Genomic DNA, 17944 nt, shown 5'->3' with positions numbered 1-17944 from the left:
CATCTTGCATCCCTACCGGGATGAAAACTTGCGCAAGCGACAATACTCTCCAAGCCCAAACGTTCAGCAGTCCAGCGTTGGCCCCGGTTGTACGTGGGAGCGACGACGCTTGCCGAAACAGTCCAGATGCCGAAAGACTCCTGCCGACCTGCTTGGCAGCCTGTTGATTTGGTCAGCCGGACGCGATCGCGTCCGGTTCGTCTCCGGGAACCGTGGGATAGCGCCCGTCGGCTGATCGTTCGATCTGCGAAACGTTTTCAATCAACAGTCTGCTGGACCGTCGTTCTCGTTTAACGTCCTGGAATTCGTGACAAGAACGCCGTCGCCTAAAGCCTGCGAAAGTCGAACGAAGGGGCAGGAGGCTCCGTCCCAGACCGATCGACTCGACGTTCTTGCGGCCGATGCGTGAGACGAAATGGTGGACATCACTCACCGTCAGGCAATGGCACTTGGGCGGGGAGCATCAAGTAGGCGATCAGATTCTGGATCTGCTGATCGCTGAGTGAGCTGAGAAGTTCGTCGGGCATCATGGACACCGGTGACTCGTGCATCTCTTCCACTTCATCTCGCTGGATCACAATCTGATCCATCGCTGTCTGCAATGTCAGCGTCTTCTCGGTGCGTCCGACGAAGACACCGTTGAGCACTCGGCCGTCATCCAACAGCACGACTGACAACTTGAAGTTCTCAGAGACCGTGGCGCTGGGGTCGACAATGTTCTCGAGCAGATAGTTCAGATTGCTGCGTTGTGCACCAGTCAGATCGGGGGCAATTTTGGCTCCTTCACCAAACAACGTGTGGCAGTTCGCACAGGACTGATTGAACAGCAAGCGGCCGGCGGACGTGTCGGCTTTCGCGAGCGTTTCCGGCGTCAGCATGGCTTGGAGCTCTGCGATGCGAGTTGTCTTTTTCTGTGATTGTGCGGCCAGTTCGGGCCATAGGTCGCTCACTCGCTGACTCAGACCCGTGTCGCCGGAGTTTTGCATCTGACGAAGCTGGAACGCGGAAACGAGTGATCGATCGATGCTTCCGGCTGAGACCGCATCCAGCAAGACACTGGCAAACTGCGGACGCGAGACAAGCGTGGCGATCGCCGCTTGTTGGGCGGGCAAGTTGAATCCATTGAAGTTGGAAACCAAGAGCTTGGGTGTTTCCTCGTGGCCGAATGCTGCCAGACCGTTGATCGCGTCCCGTGACAGGTCGCGATCCCTCAGCAGGCTCTGCAGTAACTGGACGACGTCGACGTCCCGTGCGAGCACCAGGGCACGGATCGCGGCGCGGCGTTCCGGCAAGGCAGATCCACCGTCGCCTGCGATCGTGCGAAGTTCATCGAGAGCACGACCGTCGCCAAAGACCAGGGACAGCTCGCGAGTCAGTCTCCGAACTTCTTCATTGTCGCTGTCGGCGTTGTCAGCAGAGAATGAATCCCAGCCTGCCACCGGGGTTGCCTTTCGCCAACCTCGCAGAGCTTCCGTCATTCCACGCAGGACATCCACGGTGACCAATGAGTTGGTCGTGGGATCTGTCACTCGCTTCAGGAGTTGCTCGATGACTTCCGGTTGTCGTTCCATTTCAAGCGTCATGCGACGGGTGATGTACTCGCGAACAATCGGCAACTGGCACGTCGCCACCATTTCAATCGCTTGGTCTGGGTTTGCCAGGACAGCGGGTTCGACCCCGTACCAGACCATCAGCGGCAACACGCGGTCATCGGCATAGTCTTGGTGACTGCCCAACGCCAAAGCCACCGGCCAGCGGTCCTCGAGTCGCAGACGTCGAAGCGCGGAAGCCAACCATGTCAGCACCAAGCCGGAGTCATCGCTGTGCGCCATGGACTGGAACTTGGCGAGGACGGTTGGTGATGGTGGGCCGGTCTCAGTGAGGAATTGAATCGCCCAACAACGCACGTGTTCGCTCGGGTCATCCAGGCAGCTGGCAAGGAAGTCGTCGGTTGCACCGCCGGTGATGTGCAGTGCCCACAGTCGCCGCAACCGCCGCGTCTCCGATTCGTCGGTGTCGAACTTTGTTCGGAGGTACTGATGGATCTCCGGATCGATCTCGGAACGCGACGCACGTTCGCCCAGTTCCAGCAGACACTTTCGCGACAGCCACTCCCACGGGGATGCCACCTGTTCGGCCAGTTGTTGAGTGCTGAGTTCACTCGCGGGACCAATCGCGGGGCGTTCGGCTTGGGGGGGGCCTTTCAAAGCGAGGCGATAGATGCGTCCGGAAGTCCGATGAATCCCATCGTTTTCATGGCATTCGCCAACGTCCGACCAGTCGGCGATGAATAACTCGCCAGCCTTGCCCGTTAGGATCTCAACACCTCGGAACCACGGATCCGCGACTTTCAAGAAATCCGGTGCATGTCGGGCCGTGTACGTCGCGCCATGACGATGCAGCGTGTCCCGATTGATTCGGCGACCGTGAAAATTCAAAGCCAGCACGGACCCCTGGAGCGTTGACGGGAATGGTTGGCCTTGCAGAATGGTCATTCCGCAATGGGCGTGCCCGCCTCCGGCCTGGTCGGTGGTTTGGGTCATGACTGTGACGCCATCTTTGCGGACATCATGCCACAGTTCGTTGGTGTCCCAGTGAAAGTGATCCGCGGTCTGTTCGATCACTCCGTAGGTGTGCGGGTTGAAGTGTTCGCCGTACATGCGGCGGAATCGAGCTCCTGGAACCACGTGCCACAGGTGCCCGATGACCGTGTTGATAAAGAACATCTGCCCGTGCTCGTCCCAGTCCATGCCCCACGGATTGGTCGTGCCCATGGCCACCACTTCGAACTGATGCCGTGTCGGGTGGAACCGCCAGATCCCGCAGTCCATTGGCACCCTTTGGTCGGGCGTCGCGCCGGGGATCCCGACGTTGGAGATGGCCATGATGCCATTGCGACCGTACAGCCAACCGTCCGGCCCCCAACGCAGTCCGTTGACGATCGTGTGTCGGGCGGCGTCGTCGTCCCAGCCATCGAGCATGACAATCGGTTCCCCGTCGGGCACATCGTCTTGGTCAGCATCGGGAATGAACAGCAGGTTGGGCGCGTCCAGAACCCAGACACCACCGTACCCGATTTCGACGCTGGTCAGTCGCCTGCCTTGATCCCAGAAGACCGTGCGTTGATCGAAACTGCCGTCACCATCGACATCTTCTAGAATCACAATGCGGTCACGCATGGATTCATCAAAGTTCGTGGCTCGATCGGAGTAGGTGTAGTTTTCGGCAACCCACAGCCGACCGCGATCGTCGGTCGCCAATGCAATGGGCTGGTTGATCTCGGGCTCCGACGCGAACAGGGTCACCTGAAAACCTTCCGGGACGGTGATCCCTTTGAGAGCGTCTTCTGGAGAGGTTTGGCTGGCGTCCGAATTCTCGGTGTTGAACGGTTTCGGAAAGTCGTCCGCCCACAGGTTGAGTGGGGAGGTCAGGGCCAGGAAAACCATGACACAGGCAAGTCTGTATTTCATCGTGGGGCAATGAGGTGGGGAGGGAGCTAGGCGGGTACGCATGTGCCATCGGGTATGTGAGCCGTTGGCGTTAGCCACGGTTTTCACTCGCAACCGGGGCTAACGCCCAAACGCCTCACATGGTTGTGCTTGATCATTCCTGCTTACCTGCTTAGGCGGGCGCAGGAACAGGTGGGGCTCGCGTCCAGACGCGAGCGTTCCTTGACTTCGAAGGCACAGCATATCTTGCCGCCGCACGCTTTGCCTGGTTCTAGGAGGCTGGGCCCGAATTTGAGTTCGGGGTGAGATTGTCTCGGGGGGAAGTTGTCGGGGCGTGAACTCAGGGCAACCCAGCCAATCATGAGCAGGCCTTCGCCTGGTCGTCTTTGCTCCTGCTAAAATGCATTCACTTCGCAGTGATTTCCGGACCGTTCCTCAAAATGCTTCGCTCGGATGCATTTGGGAAGGGTGTCAAATGACAGGCCGTTGCCAAAAAGGTTGAAGCGATGACGAGAGACTGCATGGTTCTGGCGGAAAGCCTCCCGCGTTTGTGCTTGGGGCATCCTCGGATTGAACAGGATTGCCGCTTGCGTCCGATGCTGTCGGTGTTTGCCGCAATCACCGTCGCCTGCGTGATGATCGGATCATCGGCGTCCTCACCGGCCACAGAACCTTCTCGGTGGCAATACTCGCCTGAACAACTGCAGCCTTTCTGGAAGGCGGATGTGATTGAGCGAGAATCAGTGCTGTTCATTCGCGATCCGGCAACAGGGGAAGCGCGAGCGTCGGTGCTGTTTCCGATTCAGAAAATCATCTCGGTTCAGGATTCAACGGGAGCGATCACGTACGAACCGGGAGTGGACTTTGATCACGCCAGCGGTTCACGTGAAATCTCCGTTCCCTCCACGTCGCGAATCGAAACGAAGTCAGCCGCGGACCTGCGGCGACCAGACAATTCGCAGAATTACAAACTCACTCATCGCGACGGCAACGGCGAGATCCTGTTCGGCGGCAAGTTGGAGTACCACAGCATGCAGTCGTGGATCACTTATTCCAAAGCGGCAGACGACTGGCCGGTCGCGATGCCGGCCTTCGATCCATCGGCTCTGCCGCTCACGATCGGCAAGCTGCAGAACCGGCAGGCGGTTTCGGTTGTCCTGCTCGGAGACAGTATCTCAACGGGATGCAATGCATCCGCTTGGGGCGGCGCGGCACCGTTTCAGCCTGCTTATCAAGACTTGTTGAAGCAGCACCTTGAGTCGCATTACAAGACAACCATCGAACTGACCAATCTGTCCGTTGGTGGGACATCGACGCCATGGGGAGTCTTGCAGATCCCAACGGTTGTGGAATCAAAACCCGATCTGATTTTGCTGGCATTCGGCATGAACGATTCAGCCGGACGTTCTCCGGCGGATTATGGCGAGAGCATTTCCCAGATGATTTCCACCGCACGCGAGACGCTGCCCGATGTCGAATTCATCCTCGTCGCGACCATGCTCGGCAACCGCGACTGGACAACGCTGAACCACGACGTTTTCCCAAAGTACCGCGACCAACTGGCGTCGCTTTGTGAACCTGGGATTGCGCTCGCCGACATGACTTCGGTGTGGCAGGAATTTCTATTGCGAAAGAAAGATCACGACCTGACTGGCAACGGAGTCAATCATCCCAACGATTTTGGGCATCGGGTATACGCACAAGTGTTGTCCGCCCTGCTGGTCGATGAAGCTCCTCGATGAGCGACCCTGGAGCTCAGGGGAATCGCAACTTCAAAACTTGGCAAGTCGTCTGTTGCCGGCAGGAGTCTTTCGGCATTTGGACTGTTTCGGTAAGCGTTGTTGACCCCACGCCCAACCGGGGCGAACGCCCAAACGGCTCACATGATTGTGTCCGATCATTCCTGCCGACCTGCTGAATGCAACCGACGGGCGCGAAGAACACGCAGCGGCTGATCCTGCCGAACGCAAGTTCTTCACGCCGCCCAGTGGTGTGTCGGGCGGGGGTTCATGCTTGCCAAAGATGCGTTGCCGATCCGGAAGAGACTGTCTGCGTTTCTTCAACACACAGGTGGTGTCAATTCGGATCACTCGCTTTTCTTCTTCGGCGGGCCAGGGAAGGTCCATTGGCCGTCGATGATCGCCTGACTCGGTTCGTACATCCGAACCGCGTAGTTCCAACCCTCCATGATTGGCAGGCAGTTCTCTGTGGTCTCTGGATTTCCGCCGAAGCGGATGGTGTAGGAGCCATCGCGGTTGGGCTTGGCGGTCAGGCTGTTGAGACTGTAAGAGTTGTACTTGTTTTTTTGGAAGTATCCCGCCTCGTTGTAAAGACTGATGGACCAAAAGCCTTTGACCGGGACATCCTTGACCGTGATTTCGTATTCGCCGACCGGCAGGTTCGGTTGGACATTCACATACTGAGCGTCCTTGTCTGGAAGACCGCCCCAGGCGGATGCGGTGCCAATCAAAAAGTGAACCGGGTCGACGTCGGCTTTGGAACCGAAGGTCTCGGTGTATCGTTTCAGTCCCTTGGCCAACTCAAGAATCGCATTCAGCGTTGCCTTGTAGCTGGTTGGGTCGTAATTCGGCATCACGAACGGATCGTCGGAGCCGGCAGTGATGTGAATCTGGTCCTGGAGTTTGTGGGCAATCGTCAGATCTGTCGGGTCTTCTGGGTTGGCCAGGGTGCGAATGACCACGCCCACGTAGGGAGTTTCGAATTGCTCGAGCGTCAATTCGTGCGGGCCGGCACCGTAAAAGACTTCATTCACATACCCGTCATTGTTGATGACCATCAATGACATGTATCGCTTGCCACTGTCCGGCATGGTGACGGTCGCACCTTTGGAAATGTTGATGACACCGATGCTATAAAGCGTGTCCCGGTTCATTCGAATGACATTCTGTTTGTCAATCGGCGTGGGCGTCCGGTTGCTGTGAACCTGATTGATGACTGACTGTTTGAGGATGCCGGCAAATTCGAAGTCCGTTTGGGCTCGATTGAAATTGTCGACGTTGACCACAACGGGTGCAGGGGATTCTTTGGGCGAACCGGATTGTGCATCGACGCTTGTCATGCTGAACGCACCGGCAATTGCCAGCGTGAGGGTGAGAAGGTTCGTTTTCATGTTCAGTTTCTTGGATGGAGGTTGGTGTGGTGGGATTTACATGACTGTTGGTGGCGCTGTCGCTTACCGACGGCTACCATCTGACATCCCTACCGGGATGAAGAAAGGCAGAAGCCGGATGAAAAATTGCATCCGCTGTTAGAGTGCCAACAGCAAAAGTTTTGCAGCCCAGGCGAATGCTCAAACGCCTCGCATGGTTCTGCTCGATCATTTCTGCCGGCCTGATTTGAAGAGCTTGCATGCCGGCGGCCGCCTGTTTCAGTGCGACGCGGCTTGTGTGCGGGGCAACCCGCGTTCGCAGGAAGGATATGGAAGGCTACTTCACTTGCTCGATTTCTCCTGGACGCCAGGTTTTGTCAATCCATGGTTTCAGCGGGCCGTACATCCGCAGGATGGTGAACCAGCTTTTGCCGGGGACGGTTTCCAGCCAGTTGCTCTCATGCCCTTGGGGAGCTTGGGGGCCGAAGTAGACATCGTAAGATCCGTCTTTGTTTTTTTGGAACCCTTCGCTCTGGCTGCCGACGGTCGGAAAGGTCTGACTGGTTTGCAGGAGGGAACGCGTTTGCGTGTCGTAGAGCGTGACCGCCCAGAAGTTGTTGACGGGAACGTTGGGCGGCAGGTGGAGCTTGTAGGTTTTCGAGCCGTCGAACGCGTTCTTGTCCGCATCCAGATATGCAAGGGCGTAGTCGGAGCCGGCCCCCGCGTGGCTGGTGGCCATGGCGGGCGTGACGCCGGTCGCATTGAAGTAAAACAGCGGTCGAGCATCTAACCCCATCGCACCATCCTCTTCGAAGGAGGTGTTCTTGTTCGCGTAGGCCGTCGTCCAGGCACTGTTGGTGTCAGGGTAGATGAAGACACCGTCGATCCGAGGCTGGTAGGTGATGGCGCGAGCGGTGGCGTTGCCAAGGGTGGCAGCTTCAGCGAGCAACCTTTTCATACGCGCATCGGGCTGGAACGGCTTCCCTTTGACGATGCCGATCGCCGCCAGTTGGCCTCGCAGTTCAGGGCCAATGGCCTGGATGGGTTCGACCTGCACCAGTGCATTGAGATCTTCGAAGAAGCTTAAATCGCGAGTCACGATCGTGCTGTAGCTCTTGCCAGACATATTGATGAACTCGGTGGCAGGTGGGTTGTCTGCCTTGGCGAGAGGGTAGACCCGAAGCTTCGATTTGATGTTCTCCACGGCTGGTTCGAGGCCGTTCGCAATCGAGCCGCGCAGGAACATCAGGTTGTTGTACGTGGGAAGTTTGATGATGAAATAGCCATCGGGTTCCTCTCCGCGGTAGCCCGGGGGAAGCAACAGGTATTTCCCACCCTTGCCCTTGTCGGGGCCGATCACACCGAGGTTGTCGATGAAGCGAAACCAAGCGTCATCGAGGAATCCCAGCATGCCAGGTGGGAGTTCGACGACCAGCGGTCCTTCCGTTTTCAGATCAAGGTAAGTGAGGGCGTACAAGGTCGAGGTGTTGCCCGTGAGGTAAAGCGACGCGGGTTGAAGCAGTTGCTCGGTGATCGTGACCTTGTTGGACGCATCCGCACCAATGCTGGCGTTGCCCTTCCGCATCGCGTTGAGCGATGCGGCACCCTGGTTGTTCAGATAGACCTCGACTGCCCGCATCCGGTCGAGATTGTCATGGAGCGTTTGGGCGGTGGCATGAGTCGGCACGCCGTCGAAGAACTCCAGTGTTCCCAAAGATGTTTCCACGTTGTCGGGAATGCCGATCGAATCCAGCGTCTTCTGAGAAACTTGGGCGACCGCCGAACCACCGCCAGCAAACGCCATGACGCCGATGATGGCACATGCCAAGAACCCTTGCTGGGATGAGTTTTTCATTGAGTTCATTTGCATTGGATGACAGATGGATCGTTCGCCGCAGCGTGGGGCAATTCAGTGCTTGCGCACCGCGCTGGATGGACCAGCAGAGAGAATCTTACAAGACATAGTTTAGCAAGATTGAACCCAAAACGCAGGAAGCAACCTCGATTCTTTGAACCACGATGGGCGAGGAAACACGAAGCGTCGAATCGACGTGTTGCATGGTGGCAGGCGACTTGAGAGTCGAACCGTTGTTCCCTGCTGTTCCGTCGGGCCATTTCGAATTGCCAAGCCTGGTTGCCTCGCCAAGTTCGCTGCCTGAAGAACGTGGCCTTGTTTTATTTTTTACCTTTCCAAGGAACGGTGAAGACGATCCTCGGCGATTGGTGTGCCGCGGGCTGCGGTTTCAGAACCATCCGTTCTGCAATCCGCTCAGGGTTTTCAGCATGCGGCGGCGAACCCAGGGGACTCGGGGAAACCAAGGGAGGCCAAGGTTGCGGCACGCGGCAGAGAAGGGCATGTCGGACTGAAAGAACGGTGTCAGCATTCGAGTCAGTGATTGGTAGTAACGGACCTTTCGTTGGCGGAGTCTCTGGTAGCGGATGGCTGCCTGCTGGAACGTTCCTGTCTCAGCGATGGCGTCTGCAAAACAGGCCGCGTCTTCCAACGCCAAATTGACTCCTTGGCCTAAATGAGGGCTCGACGGATGAGCTGCGTCGCCGAGAAAGACGATTTTGTCAGCATGCCATCGTTGCATACTGACGTGTCGATAGCCTGCGAACGTCATCTCTTGGAAATCGCTGATGGAATCGAGCAGTTCCGTGGTGGGTTCGCACATTTCGATGACCTCCTGCTTCCAGTTGGCCATTCCTCGCTGGATAAGTTCGTCGTATGAATCGGCTCGCAGTCCCCAAAAGAAGCTGCATTGCCCATTGCCAATCGGCAGCAATCCGACCAACCGGTCGGTGCCATCGATGATTTGATGCAAGCGATGGTGGACTTGCGAACAAGGGCCTGTGGCCCAGATGGCGGCGTAGTCGTAGTCGACGGTTTGCGATTTCAGTTTCGCTGCCGTTCGCAAGCGGGAGCGAGATCCATCCGCAGCGATGAGAAAATCAAACGGGCCGTGCCGGGTTCGATGTTGGTCGATCACGTGGACGTCGTTCCCATCGTTCTCCAAGTCAATGACTTGGGTCGAAGTTTGCAAGTGAACATTGGATTGGACACATCGTTCCAACAAGTGTTTGAAGAGCAGTCCGCGGTGCACGCCGTAGGCGAAATGATGGTCGCCAAGTTGACCGTAGTTCAGTTCAATCAGCGGTCGGCCGGAAAGCAGGAACGCCTCGATGCCTTCCAGCTTTGCCGACTGAGCGGCAATCGTTTCGAGGATGCCCAATCGATCCAAAACGGCCTGCCCACTGGGCTGGAGCATGATCCCTGCACCAATCGCTTGGCACTGCGTCGCCTGTTCAAAGATCGTTACCTGATGCCCTGCCGATGCGAGCAGATGGCTGACCGCCGTGCCAGCGATTCCGGCTCCCGAGACTGCAATTCTCATCCTTGTTCGCTTTCAATGGAGTGGACTCCGTCTTGTGCTGCACGAGCCATGTGTCTTCACCAATTGGCGAAGACACGTTTCGAAGGTGAGTGTCCGAATACTTGGCGAATCCGGCTGCCTGTGTGGTGGCCTTGCTGATGCGGCGGGCATTGCGTGATCGGCTGGACGCCTCGCTTTGTTCCAAAGCATCGGCTGGGTGCCAGGTGATAACCTGGCCTACGTTGCTCGCTCCCAATCATAACCCGACGCGTGAGCGAGGGACCCACAGGCTCGTTGCAATGGCACGCGATCCCTCGCTCACGCTTCGGGTTGGGATTCAATCGACAGGCCGTGACGCATCGGGTTACCAAATATGATACACCTGGTTCGTCCCTCTCTGCCGATTCGGTTGCCAAGAGATGCATCTCCTTGTCGCTCAACCCTCCCGCCTCATTCGTTCCCGCCTGGAATCCAACGATGAAATTTCTCTCGACGCTTTGTCTCTTGTTGTTCACCGCCCCTTGTTTGGCGGAGGATGAGGCGGCAGTGGACCAGCCGACCGCCCCTGTGCGAACGCCGCTTTGGGATGGGCCTGCCCCAGTCGGCGGTGGCGAGACAGAATCAGGCAATGCCTGGATCACGGTGCACCATCCCGAGGAAGCCAACGGCACGGCAATCGTGATTTGTCCCGGTGGCGGATATGGGAGGCTGGTCCTCGGCGGAGAAGGGCACAAGATCGCTGCTTGGTTGAATCAGCATGGAATCACAGGCGTGGTGTTGGAGTACCGATTGCCTGGTGGTCGACACGCCGTTCCACTGCTTGACGCTCAGCGTGCGATTCGCACTGCAAGGGCCAACGCGAAGGATTGGCAACTCCGTCCTGACCGGATCGGCATCATGGGCTTCTCGGCGGGCGGGCACCTTGCCTCCACCGCCGCAACGCATTTTGATTCGGGGAATCCGACTGCGAATGACACGATCGATCGCGTCAGTTCACGGCCGGATTTTGCGATCCTGGTTTACCCGGTTGTCACGATGGGCGAGCACACGCACGCTGGTTCGAGGGACAACCTGCTGGGCAAAGACCCTTCGTCGGAATTGCTGAACCTGTATTCCAATGAGCGGCAAGTCACCGACAACACACCCCCGATGTTCCTGGCCCACGCCATCGATGACACCCCGGTTCCGATCGTCAACAGTCGCCAGTTGCACGCGGCATTGCAACAGCACAACGTTCCGACGCAAATGTTGGAACTGCCTTCGGGTGGCCATGGATTGAACGGGTACCAAGGTCCGATGTGGGATGCTTGGCAGGCCGCATCGCTGGGATGGCTGAAGGAGATCGACTGACGCAACCCGTTCTCGTTGTCACCCTGCGAGCATCAAATCCAACAGGAAGCCCGCCGCTTTGCTCGGCCCTCGCAAGAGTTGGTGAGGGCCCGGCACAAAAGCCACACGCCCTCTTCACAGGTGAGACTCACTGGTGCCGCTCCCGACGGGCCGTCGGGGGGACGCGGTGTGGTGTTTCGCTGACGCGTCGGGGGTCCATTTTCGGTGGTCGCCGTTTGACAATTGTCTTGACGACAGTTGTTGAAACGTCTATCAACGTGGCATGGCAAAAACACCGGCAAATGCGGCAACCGTCGTCAAGCAATCCTTTGACTCGATGGAGCAAGAGGTCTTCTTGAACCTCTGGCGGACTTATGACCGTCTCAAATCGATTGAAGACGAGGTCTTCGGGCGTGTCGGCCTGTCCGCCCAGCAATACAACGCTCTGCGACTGTTGCGATCGGTTCACCCGAAGACGATGCCGACGTTGGTGCTGGGAGGGCGATTGATTTCTCGAGCCCCGGACATGACCCGTCTGCTGGATCGCTTGGAACGTCGCGGATTGCTCTTGCGGGAAAGAAAGCCTGAAAACCGTCGTGTCGTCGAAGTCCGCATCACGAAGGACGGGATGCAACTGCTGGACGAACTCCACGATGCCGTCCAGGAAAGCCATCAACGGCAGTTGGGGCACCTGGACCAGAAAGCCTTGCGTCAATTGTCCGACTTGCTCCGGCAAGCTCGGCAGCCACATGAAGATGCCCACAAGCTTTCATTCATCGATGAATGAGTGGGAAGCGTTCGTCCATCATCCGTTCCCGAGAGTGTTCCAGTATGTCAATTCAGCAGTCTCCTCAGGTGGTCGTGATTGGCGGTGGTCCCGCCGGAGCGACCGTTTCCACGTTGATCGCCCAGCAAGGTTATCAAGTGGAACTGTTCGAGCGTGAACGTTTCCCTCGCTACCACATTGGCGAGTCACTGATTCCCGAGACCTACTGGGTGTTGGAGCGATTGGGGATGCTCGACAAGATGAAGTCGAGCCATTTCATCAAGAAGTACAGCGTGCAATTTGTGAGTCCTTCGGGCAAGCATTCCGCTCCCTTTTACTTCCACGACAACAAACCGCACGAATGCTCGCAAACCTGGCAGATTCGCCGGAGTGAATTTGACGTGATGATGTTGAAGAATGCCGCGGACCAAGGTGTCGGCGTTCACGAGGGGATGCGTGTTCTGGACGTGCTATTCGAGGGCGATCGCGCCGTTGGCGTTCTGGTTCGTGATGAAGCTGGAAAACAAACCGAAGTTCGCGCCGACGTGGTCGTGGATGCCAGCGGTCAAAGTTCCATGCTCATCAACAAGTTCCAACTCCGCGTTCCTGATGTCGAACTGAACAAAGGAGCCATTTGGACTTACTTCCAGGGCGCCTATCGAGATCAAGGCAAAGACGAGGGAGCCACCGTTGTGCTGAGCCTGCGCGACAAGCAGGGATGGTTTTGGTACATCCCCATGCAAGATGATTTGGTGAGCGTGGGCGTGGTGGCGGATTTCGACTACCTGTTCAAAGGGCGTGCGGGAAACGAAGCCACCTTTGCCGAGGAGCTGGAGAAATGCCTCACCGTGAAAGAACGCATTGCCAACGCAGAGCAAGTTGCGCCAGTGAAGGCGACCAAGGATTACACCTACCGGGCCAGTCAAGCGGCGGGCGACGGTTGGGTGCTGGTCGGTGATGCGTTCGGATTTCTTGATCCGCTGTATTCGTCAGGAGTGCTGCTGGCGTTGAAATCGGGAGAGCTGGCTGCCGATGCGATCGTCGAGGGATTGCGAAACGGTGACACCTCCCGGGCACAGATTGGGAAGTGGGAGACCGGGTTTGTCGAGGGCATGAATCGGATGCGCCGATTGGTCTGCGAGTACTACGACGGGTTTAGCTTCGGTGAGTTCATTCGCCGTTTTCCCCAGCACCGCGGAAGTGTGACCGACCTGCTCATCGGTGATCTTTTCAAACCGGAACTCGACCAGGTCTTTGAGGACATCGATTCCATGAAGAGTGCGGACGTATCGAACCACTGAGCCAGGCCGAGCAACGTTTCGCAACGCATGATCAAGCCGCCGTGGTGGACGAGGCCAGGAGTCCTGACCCTGGGCTTGGTGTCCGCAGAAGTTGCATTCGAGCTTCACGCAGAATGCGATTGAACAAGCGAATCCGTTTTGGGCGTCACTCTTTCTCCACTTGGAAAGTTCCCCACAGGGATGGGGAAAGTTGGGCTTCACTCGGCACGTCGCTGGTGATCGCCGTGGCTTTGTTGGACCAGTACACACGCTGCGTCGTTTCGCGTCCGTTCCCGCGAAGGACGCCTACATCGCCTCGATACGTCTGGCCCGCTTGCGGTTTCCAGTCGAGCAGACGAAGCGGGATGCTGAACTCATAGTGCCCAGCCGAGTTGGTAGCCAGTTGCACCGAGTCGCTGACGTCTTGGACGACATCCAGCGTGATCGTCCGCCACGGGCTGCTGAATTTTTCAGGTTCGATCGTGCCGGGCACAACGGCGCGATAGAGCATCGCACGGGTTTTTCCCTCCACCTGTGTCACCAGCAATCGAATGTCGCCTGCTTGCGGTTCACGAGGGGCTTTGGGGTTGGTCTCCAACCCGGTCGCCAGCATCAAATCCAGGCATCCGCCGGACTTGAACAACGAGGTCGGCGACAGACCGCTATTGCGCAGCAGGTCCTTCTCGCTGGTGCGGAAAGCCCCGAATAATTTTCCGTTGGACAGGCTGACTGCGGCGACCGCGTTGTAGGGTTTTGAATCGCTGTTGAAATTCGCTCGCTGGCCTCGCCGGTCAATGACAGCCCAGTCTGTGTCGCCGGACCACTCGCTCAAGTCACCATCGACCGTGGGCGGCGTCGCACGAATGGAAATCGACAGCGGTTTCAACAATGCGTTCGCTTGCCGGGTTCGTTCGGCATCGTCAAACCACTTGCGTGCAGCCAGCAAATCGTCGGCGGTGACGCGAATGTTTTGAGCGGGGAAACGTCGGATGGATTCCAAACCATCGATTCGAACGATGCTGGATCGAGCCCCGTCGACCAAGTGAACCTGTTTGTCGATCGTTTGCGTGATGCTGGGCCAGAAGTTTTCGTCATGCAGAGAAGTGTCGCTGACGTCCATCCCGCGGATCGCTCGGGGCATCGACCAAGTTGGACGCAGTCGGATGTCATGAAACAAAGTCGCGACGAACAAGCCATCGGCGGTGAACAAGTACATGTTTCCCATGTTGCCGTTGACGCAAAATATGTCGCCACCCTGCCCGTCAGGGTGAATGGTGTCGCCGAGCAATCGCGTGTGGCCGATCACCATCCCGGGGCGATCCGGGACAGCGGCTTCGTGGCTGGCGTGCAATCCTGGCCACAAACTCGGGTAGCTCCAGACCGCCTTTCCATGAAGGGCACCGCCAAGACCATGAGCCGAGAAAGGTTCCGGTGCATTCGTCAACATGGTCCAACCGTTTGGTGCCGTCAGAGCTTGATCACCGCCGGAGGAGACAGCTCCGTGGGCACCATCCACCAACAGAACCGGTGATTCGATCGCGTACGTCGGAACCTTGGTGGTTGAATCGATGTGAGCTGGGATTTGGACCGCTTGCTTGTCCAGTCGCGAAAACACGGCACTCAAATCGTTCTTGATCGTGACGCCACCGGAATCGCCGCGGCGCATCGTGATCTCGTTTGGCTGCATTCGCTCGTCCCCGTTGAGATCACTCCAGGCGAAGAGGGCTTGGTTTTGATGTGCGGGGCCATTGGGATTCAAACCCTTGGGCCAACAGACGCGAAACTCGGCTTGCTTCAAGAGACTCAGACTTTGTGCGGCTCCGATTCCAGCGACCAACTGTGCACGATCGGGATGATCGAGCCAAACGAACGCGATTCGGTCCCCGCTGGTTGGGTTGGTGGTGTAACAACTGGTGAAGTATCGGTCCGCTTGCACGACCTCGTTCTCACTGGCCAAGTTCGGGTAGAGCGGCGTGTCGGGCGAGTAGGACGTGTAATGCCCACGCAGCCAATCCGCCGGGCGATGGAAGACTCGAACGAGCTCATCGGTCCCCTCTTTCCAGTCCAAGCGGAACTCCAGTCCTTTGTAGTAGAAGCGAGTTTGATCGACGGGGTCGAGGACTCCGCCGCCACCGTATTCACCGGGTCCGTAAAACGCTTTGACCAGCGTCGCGCCTTGTTGAGAATTCCAATGAGGGTTCCAGATGCTGATTCGTTTGGGGCGGAAATCGCTTTCTGCAACCCACACGTGGCCTTGGCTGTCGATGGCGATCCCGTTGGGAGTGTTGATGTGCAGCGGATCATATGGGCCAACGGTTGGAGGTCCGGGTTTGCCAATCGAACGGAGGAGATTTCCGTCCGCAGCGAAGACCTTGATCTGATGCGAACTGCCGCGATCACTGATGTAGATCCGACCGGCAGCATCGATCGTGATGTGGCGTGGATCTTCGAGCGATTCAATGCCGATGTCTTCGAAATCGGATCGCGATGTCGGCGCGGAGACCTTGGCTCGAAGGAGTCGCGTGTCGCTGAGGACGAGCAAACGTCCTTGATCGTCAAAGGCCATCCCGCGAGGTTGATCGACAGGGACGCTGCCGGTTTGCTGGGAGCTTCGGACGTCGATGAGTCGCAGTTCATTTTGCCGAGGGAAGGACAAGTACATGTGCCCGTCGTGTGTAGCTGTTCCTGCGAGCACAAACTTTCGGTCACCGCCGTCGAAACCTTCCAATGCTGTGGGCTGTTCGTCGTTGGGCAAGGAACTCGGACGCGGGTCGGCTCCGAGAGATTGCTTGTAGATTTCGCGATCGGCCAATGATTTCGTCTTGGCCGTGATGCGTAGTTCTCCTTCCCACACCGAAGCGACATAGCACAGGTCGTCGTCGATCGCATGTTCTCCTGTGTCGACGGACAATGTTGGAGCGCCGGTCCAGTGACCGCCGACGTGCCCTTGGCCTCCGACTTTCGTGCCGTCTTCGCGTACCCATTGCAATCCATGCCCGCCTTCGGAGACATACGCGCCCATGAACAGCAGCGGTTTGCCATCCGCGGTCCGGTCACCAGGCACAAACGCGACACTCGTCGGTGGCGTGTGATTGGTCATCCAGCAACCGGTTCCGTCGTCGGTTTCCCAGGCTGGGTTCCCGTCGCTGTAGACGCTCATTTCATAGACCAATTTCAGCGGATCTCGCCACAGTCCACGAACGGTGTACGACCCAGGACCGACCAGACGTGTCGGGATTTGGTACAGCCCATGCCGTGGCGAATCCAGATCCCGAGTGACATCGTCGCTGGCGTCCCACCACACGGTGTGCGAGCCCGCTGGGAACGGGGTTTCGCTGATCAGGTTGCGTACCCGTTGCCCGTTTTCATCATTAATTACCAAGGTCACCACGCCAGGTTTCGCAATCTGAAAATGAATGGGGATTGGTGGATGGACCGTTGATTGTTCGGATTGAACCAAGGGCGACAGCGGCGCTTCATGGAGCGGTTTGATCGCAGCGAGTTCACCCAGCCAAACGCGTCGTCCGCCCGCGATGTGAGTTCTCAAGTGCTCATGCTTGCTGGTCGAAGGTGCGGTCATTTTCAATCGAACCGCAGTCGTCCTTTCGAGATCATCAAAGGCGAGCCAGTGTGGGACCAGCGGTCTCGGGTACATGGCATCCAGGTCCTCACCGCTGGAGACCTTTTTCCAGCTTGACTCCGGAGCCGATGTCGGCGGTTGGGAAAAGTCGCCGGTGTAGACCTCCACGGCCGCGGCGTCGAAACCGTTCCACAGCAACGCAACACCGCTCAGTTCAACCGGGCGTTTCCAGGCGACCATCATCCATTCCGCGTGGGCTTCATCGACCACGTCACCAGTTGGAACGTTCTTCTCAGCATTGGCCCAAGTGTTCCACATTCGGTCGTTGGTGCCATTCAAAACACGTTCGATCGATTCGGGGTGACTGCCGGAAACGGCCACTCCCTGCGGAGCAACATTGGCAACTCGTTCCGACAAAATCCAGACACCACCGAGGTATCCCGATGGGTCTCGCTCGATCGCGGTTGCGTGGTGGGTGAAGCGAAGGGCTCGTGTCTTGGTCGAAACGGGCAACAACCAAAACGCGTACTCATCCGCAAGCACCTCGCTTGTTGATACGACTTGCGTGCGACTCCGCTTGGATGACGCTGAATTGGGACTGGCAACGGCATCGCTCAAACGCTCGGCAGGAATCCATTGGTCGTCATCACCCAGGTCGCCAGGGTAGGCAGCATCGGGTTTGAGCACGCTGAGTGTTCCGCCACCGCGAACGATCACCGTCCCGATTTCGATGGGCCGGTTCAGGCCGATGCGGAGGTGCCGAGTGCCAGGGAGTTTTTGGCGACCGAAGCGAAGACCATGCCAATCTGGTTGGTCCTGCTGAGTCCAAACCACATCGATCGGTCCGCGGGGACAATCACTTGGGGCGATCGGCGTTTCCTGACCCGAAAACCAATCTGCCAACCCATCTGTATCGAGGTCGGCCGTTTGAAGGGGCGTTTCAAATTGCTTGGCCAGCGGATGTTTCGCATCCGCAGAATTCATTGAACAGATCAACAACGGCAGCCACAACAAATACTTCTGCATCGCGGTCACTCGAGTAGCAGTGAATGAAGAA

Annotated in this window: 10 protein-coding genes and 1 pseudogene; 4 read left to right on the top strand and 7 right to left on the bottom strand. The window is 57.6% G+C overall.

The genetic code is table 11. The features are described from left to right. Positions 1-425: 425 nt before the first annotated feature. On the bottom strand, positions 426-3470 hold the full coding sequence (locus RISK_RS11195) for a PVC-type heme-binding CxxCH protein (RefSeq protein ID WP_160311431.1): 3045 nt from the start codon (positions 3468-3470) through the stop codon (positions 426-428). Positions 3471-3955: 485 nt separating this feature from the next. Here RISK_RS11195 and RISK_RS11190 point away from each other — a divergent pair, with 485 nt between their 5' ends. Next, a complete protein-coding gene (locus tag RISK_RS11190; protein WP_083434917.1) occupies positions 3956-5191 on the top strand; it encodes an SGNH/GDSL hydrolase family protein in 1236 nt (411 codons plus the stop codon). 344 nt (positions 5192-5535) lie between these two features. Here the strand turns inward: RISK_RS11190 and RISK_RS11180 are convergent, their stop codons facing one another. From RISK_RS11180 to RISK_RS33560, 5 genes and pseudogenes are all read right to left on the bottom strand, one after another. Next, positions 5536-6579: a DUF1214 domain-containing protein gene (locus RISK_RS11180; RefSeq protein ID WP_201778945.1), complete on the bottom strand. Its 1044-nt coding sequence runs from the start codon at positions 6577-6579 to the stop codon at positions 5536-5538. Between the two features lie 316 nt (positions 6580-6895). Continuing rightward, entirely contained in the window at positions 6896-8413 is a 1518-nt protein-coding gene (locus RISK_RS11175) for a DUF1254 domain-containing protein (RefSeq protein WP_201778944.1), read from the bottom strand. Between the two features lie 388 nt (positions 8414-8801). After that, on the bottom strand, positions 8802-9953 hold the full coding sequence (locus RISK_RS11170) for an FAD-dependent oxidoreductase (protein WP_083434916.1): 1152 nt from the start codon (positions 9951-9953) through the stop codon (positions 8802-8804). Then, entirely contained in the window at positions 9865-10137 is a 273-nt protein-coding gene (locus RISK_RS33015; RefSeq protein WP_236696218.1) for a hypothetical protein, read from the bottom strand. Before RISK_RS33015 ends, RISK_RS11170 begins: the two co-directional genes overlap by 89 nt. Position 10138: 1 nt before the next feature. After that, positions 10139-10192 (bottom strand): annotated as a pseudogene (locus RISK_RS33560) (hypothetical protein); the annotation flags it as partial. A 217-nt stretch (positions 10193-10409) separates the two neighbouring features. Between RISK_RS33560 and RISK_RS11165 the strand changes: the two are divergent. The 3 genes from RISK_RS11165 (at position 10410) to RISK_RS11155 (ending at position 13328) form a co-directional block, all read left to right on the top strand. After that, positions 10410-11282: an alpha/beta hydrolase gene (locus tag RISK_RS11165; RefSeq protein ID WP_083434920.1), complete on the top strand. Its 873-nt coding sequence runs from the start codon at positions 10410-10412 to the stop codon at positions 11280-11282. Positions 11283-11544: 262 nt separating this feature from the next. Continuing rightward, on the top strand, positions 11545-12048 hold the full coding sequence (locus RISK_RS11160; protein ID WP_047814380.1) for a MarR family winged helix-turn-helix transcriptional regulator: 504 nt from the start codon (positions 11545-11547) through the stop codon (positions 12046-12048). 44 nt (positions 12049-12092) lie between these two features. Next, positions 12093-13328 carry an NAD(P)/FAD-dependent oxidoreductase gene (locus RISK_RS11155; protein ID WP_047814379.1) on the top strand — a complete coding sequence of 412 codons (1236 nt, stop codon included), beginning with the start codon at positions 12093-12095 and terminating at the stop codon, positions 13326-13328. A 145-nt stretch (positions 13329-13473) separates the two neighbouring features. Here the strand turns inward: RISK_RS11155 and RISK_RS11150 are convergent, their stop codons facing one another. Continuing rightward, complete coding sequence (locus tag RISK_RS11150; RefSeq protein WP_047814393.1) at positions 13474-17871, bottom strand: NHL repeat containing protein; 4398 nt, start codon at positions 17869-17871, stop codon at positions 13474-13476. Positions 17872-17944 lie beyond the last annotated feature (73 nt).

Source organism: Rhodopirellula islandica (assembly GCF_001027925.1).
GTDB lineage: Bacteria > Planctomycetota > Planctomycetia > Pirellulales > Pirellulaceae > Rhodopirellula > Rhodopirellula islandica.
The sequence above is the reverse complement of the archived record's forward strand: the minus strand, read 5'-3'. Positions and strand labels throughout refer to the sequence as shown.

Coding starts and splice junctions, on each gene's coding strand:
- RISK_RS11195 (WP_160311431.1), bottom strand. CDS start 3,470: ATGAAATACAGACTTGCCTGTGTCATGGTTTTCCTGGCCCTGACCTCC.
- RISK_RS11190 (WP_083434917.1), top strand. CDS start 3,956: ATGACGAGAGACTGCATGGTTCTGGCGGAAAGCCTCCCGCGTTTGTGC.
- RISK_RS11180 (WP_201778945.1), bottom strand. CDS start 6,579: ATGAAAACGAACCTTCTCACCCTCACGCTGGCAATTGCCGGTGCGTTC.
- RISK_RS11175 (WP_201778944.1), bottom strand. CDS start 8,413: ATGAAAAACTCATCCCAGCAAGGGTTCTTGGCATGTGCCATCATCGGC.
- RISK_RS11170 (WP_083434916.1), bottom strand. CDS start 9,953: ATGAGAATTGCAGTCTCGGGAGCCGGAATCGCTGGCACGGCGGTCAGC.
- RISK_RS11165 (WP_083434920.1), top strand. CDS start 10,410: ATGAAATTTCTCTCGACGCTTTGTCTCTTGTTGTTCACCGCCCCTTGT.
- RISK_RS11160 (WP_047814380.1), top strand. CDS start 11,545: ATGGCAAAAACACCGGCAAATGCGGCAACCGTCGTCAAGCAATCCTTT.
- RISK_RS11155 (WP_047814379.1), top strand. CDS start 12,093: ATGTCAATTCAGCAGTCTCCTCAGGTGGTCGTGATTGGCGGTGGTCCC.
- RISK_RS11150 (WP_047814393.1), bottom strand. CDS start 17,871: ATGAATTCTGCGGATGCGAAACATCCGCTGGCCAAGCAATTTGAAACG.